At 66.9% G+C, this 15,887-nt stretch carries 11 protein-coding genes and 1 riboswitch; of the genes, 7 read left to right on the top strand and 4 right to left on the bottom strand.

What is annotated here, in order from left to right; all coding sequences use genetic code 11:
* Positions 1–103: 103 nt before the first annotated feature.
* Together KF724_00800 and KF724_00805 are read right to left on the bottom strand one after the other, a co-directional pair.
* Positions 104–1,357: a hypothetical protein gene (locus KF724_00800; GenBank protein ID MBX3354219.1), complete on the bottom strand. Its 1,254-nt coding sequence runs from the start codon at positions 1,355–1,357 to the stop codon at positions 104–106.
* 77 nt (positions 1,358–1,434) lie between these two features.
* The gene (locus KF724_00805) at positions 1,435–2,079 is read right to left on the bottom strand and encodes a hypothetical protein (GenBank protein MBX3354220.1); all 645 of its coding nucleotides are present in this window, start codon (positions 2,077–2,079) and stop codon (positions 1,435–1,437) included.
* A gap of 165 nt (positions 2,080–2,244) precedes the next feature.
* On the opposite strand from KF724_00805, the gene ribB reads away from it, so the two are divergent.
* The 5 genes from ribB to KF724_00830 all read left to right on the top strand — a co-directional run bounded on the left by ribB (position 2,245) and on the right by KF724_00830 (position 10,924).
* A complete protein-coding gene (gene ribB / locus KF724_00810) occupies positions 2,245–3,444 on the top strand; it encodes a 3,4-dihydroxy-2-butanone-4-phosphate synthase (GenBank protein ID MBX3354221.1) in 1,200 nt (399 codons plus the stop codon).
* A complete protein-coding gene (locus KF724_00815) occupies positions 3,441–4,244 on the top strand; it encodes a hypothetical protein (GenBank protein ID MBX3354222.1) in 804 nt (267 codons plus the stop codon). Before ribB ends, KF724_00815 begins: the two co-directional genes overlap by 4 nt.
* Positions 4,208–7,168, top strand: coding sequence for a tetratricopeptide repeat protein (locus KF724_00820; protein MBX3354223.1), 2,961 nt, complete (start codon positions 4,208–4,210; stop codon positions 7,166–7,168). The genes KF724_00815 and KF724_00820 overlap by 37 nt, the downstream gene beginning before the upstream one ends.
* A gap of 19 nt (positions 7,169–7,187) precedes the next feature.
* Positions 7,188–9,755 (top strand): VCBS repeat-containing protein, encoded by a 2,568-nt coding sequence (locus KF724_00825; protein MBX3354224.1) that lies wholly within the window; start codon positions 7,188–7,190, stop codon positions 9,753–9,755.
* 107 nt (positions 9,756–9,862) lie between these two features.
* On the top strand, positions 9,863–10,924 hold the full coding sequence (locus KF724_00830) for a hypothetical protein (protein ID MBX3354225.1): 1,062 nt from the start codon (positions 9,863–9,865) through the stop codon (positions 10,922–10,924).
* 30 nt (positions 10,925–10,954) lie between these two features.
* On the opposite strand, the gene KF724_00835 is transcribed toward KF724_00830, so the two are convergent.
* On the bottom strand, positions 10,955–11,968 hold the full coding sequence (locus KF724_00835; protein ID MBX3354226.1) for a pyridoxal-phosphate dependent enzyme: 1,014 nt from the start codon (positions 11,966–11,968) through the stop codon (positions 10,955–10,957).
* Positions 11,969–11,995: 27 nt separating this feature from the next.
* Here KF724_00835 and KF724_00840 point away from each other — a divergent pair, with 27 nt between their 5' ends.
* Positions 11,996–12,520 carry a DinB family protein gene (locus tag KF724_00840; GenBank protein ID MBX3354227.1) on the top strand — a complete coding sequence of 175 codons (525 nt, stop codon included), beginning with the start codon at positions 11,996–11,998 and terminating at the stop codon, positions 12,518–12,520.
* Here the strand turns inward: KF724_00840 and KF724_00845 are convergent.
* A complete protein-coding gene (locus KF724_00845; GenBank protein ID MBX3354228.1) occupies positions 12,477–13,649 on the bottom strand; it encodes an Lrp/AsnC family transcriptional regulator in 1,173 nt (390 codons plus the stop codon). The genes KF724_00840 and KF724_00845 overlap by 44 nt on opposite strands.
* Positions 13,650–13,827: 178 nt before the next feature.
* Positions 13,828–13,938, top strand: a riboswitch (TPP riboswitch).
* A gap of 160 nt (positions 13,939–14,098) precedes the next feature.
* Here KF724_00845 and thiC point away from each other — a divergent pair.
* Entirely contained in the window at positions 14,099–15,871 is a 1,773-nt protein-coding gene (gene thiC / locus KF724_00850; GenBank protein MBX3354229.1) for a phosphomethylpyrimidine synthase ThiC, read from the top strand.
* The last annotated feature ends 16 nt before the right edge of the window (positions 15,872–15,887 follow it).

Consider the following 15,887-nt stretch of genomic DNA (forward strand, 5'->3'; position numbering starts at 1 on the left):
GATGCGATGAAATCGAGCCGTGATGGGCGGTCGACGCCGCGCGAGTACGCCTCATGGCCGTGATCGCGCGCCGCGAGCGTCCGCTCGGTTCGTCACCGTGAACCTAGGAGTTCTTCAGCACACCTTTCGCGCGCTCGCTCCAGATCTTCTCAATGAGAGGCTTGTAACTGCCGAGCGCGGGATCGCTCTCTTGCGAGGCCAGCGATCGAGCCGCAAGGATCAGCATGTCGACCAGACTCTCGATGTCGCGCAGCGCCACGAACTCGCGGCCGATCGAGGCGGGCGTCCGACCGGCAAGAACTTCATCGATGTCGGCCATGTTGTGGTAGTTCCCCAGCGGCAGGCAGAGGCAGGTGCTGCGGTGTCCCAGTGCCGCGAACGCCGTCGCTTCACAGGCGCCGCCGGGCATCAGCTTGCGCTGCCATCGGAAGCGGGGGTTCGCCGTGGCGTGGCGCTGATAGAGCTGCGTGAGCGCGTTGGTGACTTCGGGTGAGAAGACGCTCAGTCGATCGCCCACGCGCAGAATCGCGCCGCTGCCGATCGGCGAGTCATGGGCGAAGGAACGACTGTTCTCAAGACACAGCAGCGTCGCGCCGCGCGGAATGAGACCAGAGCGTGTCGCACGGATCGCCCCGAGGAAACCGACCTCCTCAGCCACGGTGAAGAGAAGCCCGGATCCCTCCGCGTGTCCGCTGCGCACGAGACGCTCGAAGGCGATCATCGCCGTGCCCATTGCCGCGAGGTCGTCACATGCGTGGGTCCGCAGAAGCCCGCCCGAGATCTCCGCGCGCGGCAGCTTCCAGCGAGCGATCGACCCCTCGGCAATCTCTCGGGCATCGATGGCCCGATCGTGGAGTTCAGCGCGCACCAGCTTGAAGGGCTTGGCCTTGGCGTCGAGTCGGCGAATCGTGGCGCTGCACGGCACCTGTTCGGCGCCGCGTGGAAAGATCTCAAGCTCGGCGTTTGAGAAGTACGGGTTGTGCACTCCCCCGCGAAACTCCAGTTCCACGCTGTGGCGGTTGAGCGCGCGGCGCACGATGAACGCAGGGTGATCCATGTGCGCCGTGATCAGCATGCGGAGCCCGGTCGACGCCCTTGACTTCGCGTTCGCTTTGGTTTTCGAGCTCGCCGTTCGTCGTCCCGCACCGGCCGTCGAGTGCACGAGAGCGTTGCCGACATCATCGCGGCGGATCTGCACCGCGCCGTTGAACGAGTGAACCCAGAGGTCGAGCGCTTCCTGCACGGCGTCCTCCCGCCCTGCCGCGGTTGGCAGCGAGGTCAGCGAGAGCAGGAGCTGGCGCTCCTCGCGGGTCAGGGTGGTGGGGGCGGTTGATGGAGATGTTCGGGGGCGCTTCATCCCCCAAAAATACCGCCGCGACGCAAGTCGAACGAAGACCCGCGCCGCGGACGGCAATCACCGCTGGACAGGCACGCTCAGCGGCGACGGCGGACGGCACAGGCCACGGCACCAAGGAGGAGAACGGCCGGGCCTGGTGAGGGGATGGCGGAAGGCGCCGCGATGCTCATGTCGGCGCGACTTCCATCAGAGAAGCCGAGTGAGAGCCGCGAGATGCCGGGGGTGAAGTTCACGGCATTGGTGAGCACCTGAACCCACGACGAGCTCTTGCCATCGCTCAGCGACTGGTCGAAGTTCGCCCAGGTCACCATGACTCCGTTGGCGGTGCGCCAAGCGTCACCCGGGGCGGGGTTGCCCGAGCCGAGCAGGAAGTCGGTGTCCACCTGGAAGCCGCCCCAGCGCGTCATTGACATGGTGCTCACGAAGACACCAGGATCGGCGTTGAGTTGGATGATGCGAAGGCCGAAGAGCAATTCGCCAGAGGTCATCGTCTCGATCGTCTGGCGAACCACGCCGGTCGCGGCATTGGCGCCGTTGGGCACATCAATGGCCGTGAAGGAGAAGTCCTGAGAGTAGATCTGCGATCCGCCTGCGGCCGGCGTCCATCCGTTCAGGGAGACACTGTCTCCCGGGAGGAGCACGGCACCCGCGGCTCCCGATGAGAGACCAAGCGTGAGGCCAAGGGAGCCGAGGACGGTCAGCGATGCGAGGGGTCGGAACATGAGGGGTTTTCTCCTGCCGGGCGGGTGGCTCCGCCAAGGCGACTCATAGGTCGAATACGCCTTCCACTCTGTCCAGTCCCATTTGTCGGAGGTCCCATTACATCGCCGCTGGGCCATCGTTATAGGAACATTGGCCGCGGCGCTGCGCTACGATGTGGGCTCTTCATGCCCCTGTCACCGATCCCGGACATCTTGGAAGACCTTCGCGCCGGTCGCGTCATTGTGCTTGTGGACGACGAAGATCGAGAGAACGAAGGTGACTTCGTCTGCGCGGCCGAGAAGCTCGACATCGCGACGCTCAACTTCATGACGCGCATCGGCGGTGGCTACCTGTGCGTGTCGCTCGATGGCGAGACCTGCGATCGACTCGATCTCGGCCCGCAGACGGCGCAGAACACTTCGCTGCGGGGCACGCCTTTCACGGTGAGCGTCGATGGTCACCCGCGCCATGGCGTGGGCACCGGCATCTCCGCCGCCGATCGGGTGAAGACGATCCGCATGCTCGTCGACGCGTCATCGCGACCCGATGACTTCGTGCGTCCCGGGCATATCAATCCGCTGCGCGCCCGGGATGGCGGCGTGCTGGTGCGAACCGGGCAGACGGAGGGCAGCGTCGATCTCTGCCGACTCGCGGGTCTCTCGCCCGCGGCGGTCATCATCGAGGTGGTGCGCGAAGACGGCGAGATGGCGCGCGTTCCCGACCTCGAGCGCCTCTGCACTCAGCATGGACTTCGGATGTGCTCCGTGGAGCAGATCATCGAGTGGCGCCTGGCGCGCGAGGCGCTCATCGAGCGCATGGAGCCGCTCGATGGCAGCGAGATCGCCACGCCAGAGGGGCCATTCCGGCTCTTCGCATGGCAGAGTTCCATCGACGCGCTGCCGCATCTGGCGCTGACGCTCGGCGGAATCGGCGTTCCCGTGGAGAATGGCCGCATCCCCGAGGTCGATGAGCCGGTTCTCGTTCGCATGCATCGGCGCGAAATCCTCGGCGATGTCTTCGGGGTCAGCTTCAACGGCGGCGACCCTGGCCAGGAGACGATCCGGCGGAGTCTCCGCGCCATTCGCCGCGAGGGGCGCGGGGCGCTCGTCTACCTGCGCAGCGAGGGCAGCGGCTTCGATCTTCCCGATCGAATCCAGCGGATCCGCCGACGAGCAGGGCGCGATGTCAACGCGCCGGACCTTCTCTCGCCCGATGGAATCGGCGCCAAGGCCCAGCCGATGGATCTGCGTCACTTTGGCATAGGCGGGCAGATCCTGCGGGATCTCGGCTTGCGGCGCCTGCGTCTTCTCTCGAATCACCCGCGTTCACTCCCGGGCCTTCATGGCTTCGGCCTGGAAGTCAGCGGGTTTGAGGCCCTCGCATGAGCGTACTTGCATCACTGGTGCTGGTGTCATTCCTTGCCGCGCAGCGCGCCGAAGCTGAGGCGCTGCTGCGCGAAGTCGAAGAGACCACCGAGGGGCTTCGCGACTTCAGCGCCGAGGTTGTGATTGACCGAGTCGATGCGCTCACGGAAGAGAGCGAGCGGCGCATGGGGCGCGTGGTGCTCGAAGGGCGCCGCGCCGCCGACAGCAGCCGCGCGAGCGAGGATGGCACGCGCATCGTGCTGCTGCTCGATCGCTTCATCGGGCCCGATGGACGGGCCGATGAGAGTCGGCGCCACTTCATTTACGACTCGGGGTGGTTCGCGGAGGTCGATCACGATCGGCGCCAGTTCGTGAATCGCCAGGTCGTTCCCCCGGGTGAGACCTTCGATCCGCTGCGCGTGGGCGAAGGGCCGCTGCCGATTCCCATCGGCCAGCGCGCCGATGACGCCCTTGCCTACTTCGACGCCATGCCCGCGCAGGTGCCCTCGTCTGGCTTGCTCCAGCGCCTCGAGGGAGTGCGCGGTGTGCGCCTTACGCCGAAGGCGGGCACGCCCGATGCGCGGGAGACCATCTCCGTGGACCTCTTCTACGACGCGTCATCGCATCTGCCGCGCGGCGTGATTCAGCGTCGCGTGAATGGCAATCGCGTTGAAGTGCTCCTGCGGAACCCCGCCATGAACTCTGGTGTCTCGGAGGGCGACCGGGCCATCATGCGAATCCGCACGCCTGATCCGCGCGAAGGTTGGAGTGTCGATGTTCGCCCATGGCGGCGCTCCGCCGAGCCGATGGACAGGGAGTGATCATGTTCGCCCGGCAGGTTCATCACGCCGTGACCAATGGCACGCGCGCGACCGCGAGGCTCACGCGGACCGTGGTCAACTTCTTGATGAACTGGAATGCGGAGACACGGTGGTCCACTGCGATCGCAGCGACCACACCACTCACGACGATGGTCGGGGTCGCTGTGCTCAGCGCGTCGAGCGCGGCGGTCTCGCAGGGGCCGCCGCAACTTGTGCCCGAGGCTGCGGTGCTGCTCCCCGCCATCGAGCGCGATCTCGACGCGGCGTACCTCACTCCGGATGAGCGGCGCGACCGGCGCGTCTTTCACGGAGTCTGGGATGAACGCGACCTCGATCGACCTTCGCGGCGCGCGCGGGCGGCGATCGAGTCATGGCGACTCGATGATCCGTCGATCATCGATCCGGCGACACCCCTCGTCCTTCGCGCGGAAGCGCTGCTTCGGCGCGGCCGAGCCGAAGAGGCGCTGCACCTGCTGGCCGAGGTCGAGCGGCCGCCGGCTGCTGATGCTGCCGAGGCGCCAGCCGCCGACGCGGGCGCCGCACCGCCCCTCGCTGACGCCACTTCGATCGAGGAGCGCACGGTGCGCGCCGCGCTCCGGGCGCGCGCGCTCGAGCTCCTTGGTCGACGCGACGAGGCCCTCGCCGCCGCCATCATCGCCGCCTCGGCCATCGACGATCGCGAAGCCACCGCGCCAGCCCTCGTGGCTGCGGTCGAAGCGCTCTCCATCCGCGCGAGATTGGAAGATCAGCCCGCTCGCGACTGGCACCGCATGATGGAAGCGCTTGGCCGGGCCCGCGATCTCGATCGCGCCTACTGGCCCGCGGTCCTTGCCGAGGGTCTTCTTCTCGAAGAGAAGGACAACCCGGTCGAGGCGGCCACGGCGCTTCTTCAGGCGCTCTCGATGAATCCTCGTTCAAGCGACGCCTGGTATGCGCTCGGTCGCTTTGCGCTTGCGCGCTTCGACTTTGACGGCGCCCGTCGCGCGTCGGCGGCGCTGCGGCGACTGTCACCGCGGCATGCGTGGGCGGATCTTCTTGATGCTCGGTCGGAGATCGTCCAGAACGACCCCGATTCCGCGGCCGAACGGCTCGATGCGCTCCTTCGGCGCGAGCCCGACCTGCGCGACGCTTTGGCGCTCCGCGCCGCGGCCGATGCGATGCGCTACGACGAAGCGGGCACCGTCCAGTGGCTCGAGAAGCTCGAGGCGCTCTCGCCTGGGAGTGCGCTCGGCTTCTACACGGTCGGGCGCTTTCTCTCTCTTGACCGGCAGTATGGCGAGGCCGCGGACATGCTCGAGGAGGCGATCCGCCGCCGTCCTTCATGGGCGGCGCCCCGCATCGAGCTGGGGCTCCTCGAGATGCAGTCCGGCCGAGATGATCGCGCTCGAGCCGCGCTCCGCGAGGCCGCGCGCCTCGATCCCTTCAACAAGCGGAGTGCCTTCAGCCTGACCCTTCTCGATGAAATGGCCAACTGGGCCACGCTCGAGAGCGAACACTTCATCATTCGCTACAAGCCTGGCGTCGATGAGGTCGTTGCCGCCATGATGCCCGAAGCACTCGACGCGATGCACCGCGATGTCGCCGGGCGCTTCGGTCACGAGCCTGCCGTGCGCACGGTGATCGAACTCATGCCCGACCACCGCCTCTTCGCGGTGCGGATCACCGGCATGCCGTGGATTCACACGATTGCCGCGTGCACCGGCCCGGTGATCGCCCTTGAAGTGCCGCGAGAAGGGGCACCCGAGAAGCACCTCGGTCTCTTCGACTGGCTCGAAGTGCTCCGCCATGAGTACACGCACACGATCACGCTCTCGCAGACGCGCAATCGCATTCCACACTGGCTGACCGAGGCCGCCGCCGTCAGCATGGAGACGAAGCCGCGCTCGTGGGAGACCTGCCAGATGCTCGCTGGCGCGCTCGCGGCGGGCGAGCTCTTCGATCTCGACGCGATCAACTGGGCCTTCGTGCGCCCGCGACGACCCACCGATCGCAGCCTCGCCTATGCGCAGGGTCACTGGATGGTGGAGTTCATGAACGAGCGCTTCGGCATGGAGGCCCTGCCTCGCCTGCTCGAGCGCTACTTTGACGGCGAGCCCGAGCGCGTGGCCATTCGCAACGCGCTCGGCATCGATCGCGGAGAGTTCCACCAGCAGTTCCTCGAGTGGGCGCGCGCCGATGTCGCGCGATGGGGCCTGGCACCCACGCCCTCGCTCGATGAACTCACCGATCGTCTGCGTCTCACCGATGCAGCGCAGCGGGAGGCGCTCGAGGAAGCCAAGGCGGCGCGGCTTCGACGCGTGGCCTTCGCCATTGCCGACGAGGTCGGTGCCCCGCGGCGCGGCGGACGGGGTGCGATTCGAGCCGAGGAGTGGCCACCCATCCGGCGACGCCCGATCTCCATTCCCGACGATGTCCTTGATCAGTGGTTGAGCGAGTTTCCCGACCACCCCGACCTTCTCGAGATCAAGATCCGCCGGCGCATGCGCGAGGTCGATCATGTCGACGCCACCAGCGCTGCCCTGCTTGAGGCCTATCAGCACGCTCGGCCGGTCGATCCCCACCCGCATCGCTTGCTCGCTCGCGCGGCCCTTGCCGCCGGCGATGACGCCGCCGCGATTCCCCACCTCGAGGCGCTCGATCGACTTGAAGAGCGGAGCAACAGCTTCGCGATTGAACTCGCCACGCTGAAGCGGCGCCTCGGCGACCCGGCCGGCGCTTTGACGCATGCCACCAAGGCGGTCCGCATCGACCCTTACAACGCGACGCTCCGAGAACTTGCCGCCGCGACGGCGATCGAGGCGGGTTCGCTTCGAGAGGCGCGGGAGCACATTCGGGCCCTGACGCTCCTTGAGCCCGATCGCCCGCAGCATCGGGCGCGCATGGAGCGCATCGATCAAATGCTAGGAACCCCGGCGAGACCGTGAGCCGCGCTACGCTTGTCGCGTGCCACACCGCCCCGATGCTCGTTCCCGCCCCGCGCTGCACCCCGCTCGCATGCACATCACCCCGATGAACGCCTCGCGCGTCCGAACTCACGGCCTTCGCACTGCGCTCCTCGCCGGAACCGTCGGCGCGTCGATTGCGCTGACGGCGCACGACGCCACGGCCCGCCCCGATGATGGACCGCAGTTCACGCTCGCGTGGAGCTTCACCTTTCCCGCGCCGCTCGGACCCACTCGGCCCGATCTTGTCGACCTCGATGGTGACGGCATCCTCGATGCGGTCTTTCCCGGTCGAAATGCGGCAGGTCGCATCTATCTCATGAAGGGCACGGGCAACGGGTCATTCACCAATCTGACCGAGGTGATTGTCGGTGCGCCGACCGATTGGGTCGAAGCCGTGGACATGAACGGAGATGGAATCGTCGATCTCGTTCTGGCCGTGCGCAGCTCGAACGGGCGCACGGCGGTCATGCATGGCCTTGGCGGCTTCGCCTTCGCGGAGCCGATCTTCACGGATGTGGGCCGCGAGTGCCGCGTGGTCACCGTGGGCGAGGCGAACGACTCGGGGGAGCGACCGATCTTCTCGCTCCAGTACCTCAACTCCGCGCTGCGAGCCCTTCAGCCCACCGGCATCGGAGGTCATGCCGCGCGACCGCAGGAACCGATCATGCCGTGGTCTGCGGGGCCCTCCTTTCCGCAGTGGCTCGGCCGCGCGGAGGTCGATGGTGCCGGGGCGCCGGACCTCCTCTCGATTGCGACGGGCGCGGGAGCGCTGACGATGCATCCTGGTCTGGGCGGGGCATCGCTCGGTGATCCGCGCTCATGGCGCGTGCCGCTGATCGGGTCGGAGCGTCCCGGAGTCTCGTTGGGTGCCATCGGTGACTTCACCGGCAACGGGGCGCTCGATGTCGCGACGGCGGGACTCAACCTCCTGTCGGCGCAGGCGCTGGTGATGTTCCGCAACGACGGCAGTGGTGACTTCGCCGATCGAACCTGGACGCCCGTCACCTTCGAGGGCTATGCGTGGGCCGTTGAAGCGGGGGATCTCGACCTCGACGGCGATGTCGATCTCGTGATGACGACAGCGCTGCCAGGTGGCATCTTCGTGCTGCGAAACAACGGAAGCGGCGGCTTCAATGTGGCGCAGGAGATCAGCACCGGCTCCTTCGTGCGGCATGTGCGCATCGCCGATCTGACTGGCGACTGCCTGCCCGATCTCCTCTCGGTCGACATCGCCTTCAACAGGGTGCAGGTCTATCGCAACATCACGCCGGGCGCGCCAGGTTGTGGCGGCGTCGCGGAGTCCGCTTCGGGCGGACTTCCCGAAGAGGCAGCCGCTTGGCCGGTGAAGTCCGGCGCTTCACGCGTGGTCGAAGAGCCCGATGCCCGGGCGCAGGCCAACACGACGGCCCTCGCCGCACGAGTCGCACACGCCCGCGATGAGGGGGCCGCCGCGGTCGCCCGTGTGCTCGGTGACTTCGGAATCGGTGGCGCCTCTGATGCGCCCGCGCCGCCGCCGCCGTCGCGACGGCTGAGCGACGGTGGAATTGCCGACATTCCGCCGACTTGCGGCCCGCCCAACGGCCTCTGCAGCGAGCCGCACGGCGCGCCGGGCTGTTTCACCACGCCCTGCTGCGCCGAAGTGTGCCTCTTCGACCCCTCATGCTGCACCGATGGCTGGGATGAGATCTGCGTCGACTATGCGCAGCAGCTCTGTGTGAATCTCTTCTGTCCGAGCCCCGGTTCATGCTTCGAGGTGCACTCAACGCGCGGGTGCGATGACGCGACCTGCTGCGCGATCATCTCGCGACTCGACAGCTTCTGTGGGAGCGCGTCGTGGGATGAACTCTGCGTCACACAGGCGCTGCTCTTCTGCACCACGGCACCATGCCAGCTTCCTCCGCCCGCCGCAGATTCAGTCAACGAGGAGGAGCCCTGCTACCAGCGACTCAACCAGGGCTGCACCGGCAATTCGCCGTTCTCGGCGAACTGGCTTGAGCTCACCTGCGGCGCGAAGTTCGACGGGAAGTCGACGACCGGCGCCCCGCGCGATGGGGACTGGTTCCTCATGGAAGTCGACGCGCCAGTGAGAGTCCGCTTCCATGTCGTGGCGGAGTTCCCGGTGCGCGTGCTCCATGTGCGCGGCGTGTGCGAAGGACCTCTTGAGCTTCTCGCTGACACAAGCGCCATGCACTGTGCGCCGCTGGTCGTCGACGCCTGCCTTGAACCCGGTCAGCATCACTTCGTGCTTGCCCCCGGCATCCCGGAGCGGAACTTTGTTTCGGGCCAGCCCTGCGATGAGCAGAACCCCGACCTCCCTCCGCCCGGCCCCGACGATCCGCCATTCAATCCCGGCTTCTTCGGACTTCACTGGCAGGTCGAGGTCGAGTGCCTCGCCTGCGGTGGCGTGACGGGCGACCTCAACGGCGATGGCCTGGTGAATGGCATCGATCTCGCGATCGTGCTCGGGAATTGGGGAGCCTGCGGAGGCTGCCCCGCCGACCTGAACGGCGATGGCGTGGTGAATGGTGCGGACATCGCAATCCTGCTCGGGAACTGGACGGGCTGAGGCCGTTTTCAAGGCCGATTCACACTTCGCGCGATCCTGGACTTCGCATTTGGGTGGCCGTGTGTTAGGTTGAGTCGTCTCACCAGCCACCCCCCGGAGTTGTGTCCATGCCGCGCCGTTCAGCTCTCTCGTTGGCCCTCCTGACTTCAGTCGCCTTCTCGTCCGGCGCCATCGCTGGCGTGGAGTGCACCACCCGCTTCGAGCTCTTCGCATCGCCGGGCGATAGCCTCAACTTCTCGCTGGCGCTGCCGCTCGCGGGCACCTTCATCGGCGATTGGGACCCCGTCGACAATCCGGGCGGCACGCGCACTCGGCCGGGTCTCTTCGGTGGAAGCGGCAACAACCCCATCGCGTACACCTCCACGGTGAAGCCCGAGCTGAACCTGAACCTGCCGACGGCCGTTCCGGTCTTCACCTTCTGCGTGAAGGATCTCGGGGGCGGCGTGGCGGAAGTCACCTGCACCGAGTTCGACCTCGTTCGCGGGAGCCCGGCGCCACTGACCATCAACCTCACGATCAGCTACCCGAACTTCAACACGGTTCAGCCGACTGCTGTCTTCCCCGGAGTGTCGAATGTCACGCTTCCGATCCCCGCGGGTTCGATCACCGAGGCGCTGGTGGTCCAGACGAAGCCCGCGCAGGGTGCGCTGGTGCCGGGCGTCGGCGAGTCGCTCATCCTGACGGCCGTCGTCCCGGCGGAGCTCTCATTCGTCGCGTCGCTCCTCGGACAGCCGATCGAGGTGCCGCCGTCACCGATCGCGCTTCCGATCGTCGCCGAGCTCTTTCCCACGCTGACGGGTGACTACATCGCCGTGGTCGCGATCGAGATTCCCGCCACCGAGACGGATGTGCCCACCGGCGGACAGACCATCGAGAATGTGCCCTTCGATCTGCCGACCCTGCTGCCGCCAGGCGCCTTCGCGCACCTGCTCTTCTCGGGCACTTTCAGCGATGGCACGCTCAGCTTCGCCCTGAGCGCGGATCTGAGTGGCGAGGGCAGCACGAGCGGTCCGCTTGGCGATCTCAACGGCGACTGCATCGTGAACGGCGCCGATCTCGCGATCCTGCTGGGCCAGTGGGGCACCTGCACGGGCTGTGCCGCAGACCTGAACAATGACGGCGCGGTCAACGGCGCCGACATCGCGATCCTGCTCGGCAACTGGGGCTGATCGAGTCCATGTTCGAGGCGGTCGGCCGTCTCACCACGGTAGCGCATCGAGATCGACATTTCCGCCGCAGAGAATGATGCCGATGCGGCGCTCCGGCGGTGGCGCGCCAAGCACGGCGGCCACGCCGACCGCGGCGCTCGGCTCGATGAGCAGCTTCATGCGCTCCCAGACGAGTCGCATCGCGCGGACAATCGACGCCTCATCGACGGTGATGATCTCATCGACCAGCGTCTGCACCACGGGGAAGGTGAGCTCGCCAAGCGCGGTCTTCAAGCCATCGGCCATGGTGGGTGCATTCGTCGCGGGTTCCAATCGGCCGGTGCGCTTGCCAAGCGCGGCATCGCCGACCGCTTCGGGTTCAGCGCCGATGATGCGGATGCTGGGCTTCAGCGCCTTGGCGGCAATGGCCACGCCCGAGATCATGCCGCCACCGCCGACGGGCACGACGATCGCCTCAAGCTCGGGTGCCTGCTCAAGGAGCTCGAGCGCCATTGTGCCCTGTCCCGCAATGACACTCGGGTGGTCATAGGGCGGAATCAGCGTTCCCCCGGTGCGGGCCACCACTTCCGCCGCGGTGCGCTCGCGCGCTTCCAGCGTCGGTTCGCAGGGAATGACTTCGGCGCCGTACTCCTCGACCGCCTGGCGCTTCACGCGCGGCGCGTTGGAGGGCATGACGACGAAGGCGGGAATGCCTCGCAACCGTGCCGCGAGCGCGAGCGCCTGCGCGTGGTTGCCCGAGGAGTGCGTGACCACGCCTCGCGCCGCTTCGGCGTCGCTCAACTTCATGACGGCGTTGCAGGCACCGCGGAACTTGAACGCACCCACGCGCTGGAAGAGCTCACACTTGAAGAAGAGCTCTCGGCCGCAGAGCGCATCGAGCGTTCGGCTCGTGTGCACCGGAGTGCGGTGAGCAAAGGGGCGGATTCGCTCCGCAGCCTCTCGCACATCGTCGAGGGTGGCCGCCAGCGGAACGCGGCGCGGGGCGGGCGAGGTGGCGAGTGCGGGCCGGGGGGCTGGCGTTGGTGCTGGCGAGGAGTCCTTCATGGGAGCCAGCCGCATAGCCTACGCATCATGAGAACAGCCATCGACGCCATCCGTCGCCTGCATGACCACCGCGTGTGGGTTCGCCACAAGGTCCTCGGGTTTGTGCGTCCGCTCGATGGTGCCACGCTCCGGCGCCCATTCCCGATGGGACCGGGCAGCATCATGGGCGTGCTCGTGCACTGTCACGGCGCCGAGGTGGTCTGGCTGAATGTGCTCGAGCACATCGATCCGAACACGAACATCCCCGGCGCGGATGCCTTTCCATCGCTGGCAGCACTCGAAGAGGCGTGGGCGTCAACCGACGCTCGGTGGGAGCGCGTCCTCTCCGGCTTGACGCAGGAGAAGCTCGATGAAGCGGCGGTTCGGCGGCGCGGCGACAAGGACTTGACCACCTCCATGGGCGAGGTGCTCATTCATGTCGCCACGCACCAGCACTACCACATGGCGCAGCTCATGAACATGCTGCGGCAGATCGGCGCACTCCCCGAGCCGGTGCCCTCGATCGATTTCATCTCGATGGCACGCGAGCAGTGGACTGCGGCGCGGTCGTGAAGGCCGTGGTTCGTCCCTGCGCAGCGGGCGGAGTGGCCCGTGGAGCGCTCCGCATCGCCGGGTGAGCCGACCCGTTGCCGTTCGACGAGGTGGCTGGCTTAGGCGCCTTGCTTGCCGCGGCCGGAGTCGCCGCCGTCGCGGGCGTGCTGCGCTCCGACTCGGACCCGGTGGCGCGGCCCCACTCCACGCTCTCGTGATAGAGCTTCGAGAAGATGAGGGGCTGCACATCGCGGACGCCCTCGACGGCGAGCACGCGCGAACGCAGGTCTTCGTAGTGCGCCTCGTCGCGGCAGTTGAAGGCGACATACCCCTGGAAGTCACCGGCATGCGCGGTGAAGAGCGTGAGCTCGGGATTCGAGCCGAGCTGCTTCATCAGCGGTCGAAGCGGAGCCGATGCCGCAATCAGGAACGACCCCGAGAGATGCAATCCCATGCGCGGCGGATCGACGAAGGTCACGATGTCGACCACGCCATCCGCGGTCAAGCGTCGGAAGCGATCAGCCGCACTCGTCGCCGAGATGCCAATGCGCTGCGCGAGGTCGGCGTAGCTGAGGCGCCCGTCCCGTTGAAGCTCACGGATCATCGCGAGATCAGTCTCATCGAGCGGCCGTTGCGCGTCGGGCCGGGCGCCATGTTGATTGGCTTCGCCTGGCGCGATCTTGAAGACGGGTGTGTAGAACTCGAGGATCGGCGCGAGCGTCGCCGCTCGTACGCCGGGTGCGCCAAGAACATGCTCGTCGATGATCGAGAGCATGGTGCTTGCGGAGTCGACGCAGCAGTAGGCGACCATGTCGTACTGGCCGAGCGTGCCGGTGATCCACGCCATGCTGCCCGTCTTTCGCAGGCGGTCGGCAAGTTGGGCATGGTCCCGAGCCACCCGCATAAAGAGAGTGGCCTGGAAATGCAGCCCGAGGTACTGGGGGGGCACCCAGCAACGCACGCGGATGGTCTGCTCCTCGGTCAGGCGGGCCAGACGACGACTGACATTGGCTTCGCTCAAGCCGGTCTCTTGCGCGAGGCGGCGGCCGCTGGCACGACCATCCTGAAGCAGCACCCCGATGAGGCGACGATCGGCGTCATCCAGAGGGGGAAGGTCAGGCTTGGTGTATCTCGGAGGGCTGGTCAGCATGGCAAGGAATCTCCATCCAGAGTCGACTTCATGCAGGGATCGTTCCCACGCACGCCGCCGGAATCCCCGGGTGCACACCCCGTACACGAGTTTCCTTTCGAGCCCGCGAGTATAGGCGATTCACCCCACGGGGACGATCGGGGCGAATCGCTATAACCCGCAGGGGTGCTACGATCGGAGCGTTCGCTCGGGGCGCGGCGGTCCGGAACGGTCCGGGTCCGCCGCTGAGACGCACCCGTGGAACCTGATCCGGTTCGCACCGGCGTAGGGAAAGCGAGATTCACATGGTTCACGACAGCAATGGCATGCGCCGTGAGGGCGAGGTCGCCCTTCCACTTCGCGGGGCTTTCAATCCATCGACGGGATCGCAGGGGACCACCCCGGGCAGCTTCGCCAATCGGGCCGATCTGGGCGGGGCGCTGGCATTCAGTTCGCCTGACACGCCGGGCATGCCCGCACCGAGCTCGAAGACCGCCTGGGACTTCCTGCCGGAGGGGTGGCGCCTGGAAGCCGTTCCCGGAGGGGCGACGGCAGCTTCGAGCGGTCGCGGTGGCGCGACGGTGAACCACGATCGAGCCGCGCACGCAATCGCCTGCGCGGGCCACAACCAGGCGCAGGTCGGCGCGTACATCCGCGCTGTTCCACCGCCGGGCTTCGAGCCGGTCACCCAACTGGAGTTCGCGCGCCTTGGTGTCGTCACGCCGCAGATGCGCCGCGTGGCGGAGCGCGAAGGTCATCTTTCGCCCGAGCAGGTGCGCGACGAAGTGGCCGCAGGCCGCATGGTGATCCCCGCGAATCGCACCCACCTCGGCTACCGGCTCGACCCGATGGCCATCGGCCGTGCGAGTCGCACCAAGATCAACGCGAACATGGGCGCCTCGCCGATCTCGAGCGGCACCGAAGAAGAAGTCGAGAAGCTGCGCTGGGCCGAGCGCTGGGGTGCCGACACCGTGATGGACCTCTCGACTGGCGGTGATCTCGACGCCTGCCGCGACGCGATCATCCGCGCCTCGACGGTGCCAATCGGCACGGTGCCGATCTACTCGATGATCATCGGACGCAAGCTCGAGGACCTCACCATGGAGGTCATTCTCGAGACGCTCGAACACCAGGCGCGGCAGGGGGTGGATTACTTCACCATTCATGCGGGCGTGCTGCGCGAGCATTTGCCGCTCATCAAGGACCGACTGATCGGCATCGTGAGCCGCGGCGGAAGCCTCTTGGCCAAGTGGATGCTGGTGCATGGTCGGCAGAACCCCATGTACGACGGCTGGGAGCTGATCTGTGAAGTGATGCGCCGCCATGATGTGACTTTCTCGATCGGCGACGGCCTGCGTCCGGGTGGCTTGGCCGACGCGACTGATCGGGCGCAGCTCGCCGAACTCACAACGCTGGGCGAGCTCACCGAGCGGGCATGGCGCATGGGCGTGCAGGTGATGATCGAGGGACCGGGTCATGTGCCCTTCGACCAGATCGAGTTCAACATGAAGCTTGAGCGCCGGCTCTGCCACGGCGCGCCCTTCTATGTGCTCGGGCCGCTCGTCACGGACATCTTCCCGGGCTACGACCACATCACGAGCTGCATCGGCGCCACGGCGGCGGCCTATCACGGCGCGAGCATGCTCTGCTATGTGACCCCCAAGGAGCATCTCGGCCTGCCCAAGAAGGACGATGTGAAGCAGGGGTGCATCGCCTACAAGATCGCCGCCCACGCCGCGGATGTTGCGCTTGGCATTCCGGGCGCGCGAGATCGCGACGATGAGCTCACCAAGGCCCGCGCGGCGCTCAACTGGGAGAAGCACTTCGAGCTGAGCTTCGATCCAGATACGGCGCGGGCGTATCACGATGAAGACCTCGATGTCGACACCGACTTCTGCGCCATGTGCGGCCACGACTGGTGCAGCGTGCGGATCTCGAAGGAGATCGTCGAGTTCGCCAGCGGCAAGAGCGAGGAGTACCGGCGTGACAAGCCGGTGCGTTCCGCCGCGCTCACGCCGGAGCAGCAGGAGATCCTCGCCAGGCGTGGGGTGCTTTCGCCCGAGGAGATCCACAAGCTGGCAAGCAAGACTCGCAAGGCCGTCGGCGCCGATCAGGGCGGCAAGGCGTCATGCCACAGCGACTTCGTCGACCCCGAGGAGGCGAAGCGCGTGCAGTTGCAGAAGCTGGTACCGCTGAACACGGCGCCCGCGCACAACCTTCCCACGCACGATCCGATCCTGTAGGGTCACGCCGGGGCGA

It is taken from the genome of Phycisphaeraceae bacterium, assembly GCA_019636735.1.
Taxonomy (GTDB): domain Bacteria; phylum Planctomycetota; class Phycisphaerae; order Phycisphaerales; family SM1A02; genus VGXK01.

What these genes read in the sequence shown, in the direction of transcription:
- KF724_00805 (MBX3354220.1), bottom strand. Translation starts at nt 2,079, where the DNA reads ATGTTCCGACCCCTCGCATCGCTGACCGTCCTCGGCTCCCTTGGCCTC.
- KF724_00840 (MBX3354227.1), top strand. Translation starts at nt 11,996, where the DNA reads ATGAGAACAGCCATCGACGCCATCCGTCGCCTGCATGACCACCGCGTG.
- ribB (MBX3354221.1), top strand. Translation starts at nt 2,245, where the DNA reads ATGCCCCTGTCACCGATCCCGGACATCTTGGAAGACCTTCGCGCCGGT.
- KF724_00830 (MBX3354225.1), top strand. Translation starts at nt 9,863, where the DNA reads ATGCCGCGCCGTTCAGCTCTCTCGTTGGCCCTCCTGACTTCAGTCGCC.
- thiC (MBX3354229.1), top strand. Translation starts at nt 14,099, where the DNA reads ATGCCCGCACCGAGCTCGAAGACCGCCTGGGACTTCCTGCCGGAGGGG.
- KF724_00820 (MBX3354223.1), top strand. Translation starts at nt 4,208, where the DNA reads ATGGCGGCGCTCCGCCGAGCCGATGGACAGGGAGTGATCATGTTCGCC.
- KF724_00835 (MBX3354226.1), bottom strand. Translation starts at nt 11,968, where the DNA reads ATGAAGGACTCCTCGCCAGCACCAACGCCAGCCCCCCGGCCCGCACTC.
- KF724_00845 (MBX3354228.1), bottom strand. Translation starts at nt 13,649, where the DNA reads ATGCTGACCAGCCCTCCGAGATACACCAAGCCTGACCTTCCCCCTCTG.
- KF724_00815 (MBX3354222.1), top strand. Translation starts at nt 3,441, where the DNA reads ATGAGCGTACTTGCATCACTGGTGCTGGTGTCATTCCTTGCCGCGCAG.
- KF724_00800 (MBX3354219.1), bottom strand. Translation starts at nt 1,357, where the DNA reads ATGAAGCGCCCCCGAACATCTCCATCAACCGCCCCCACCACCCTGACC.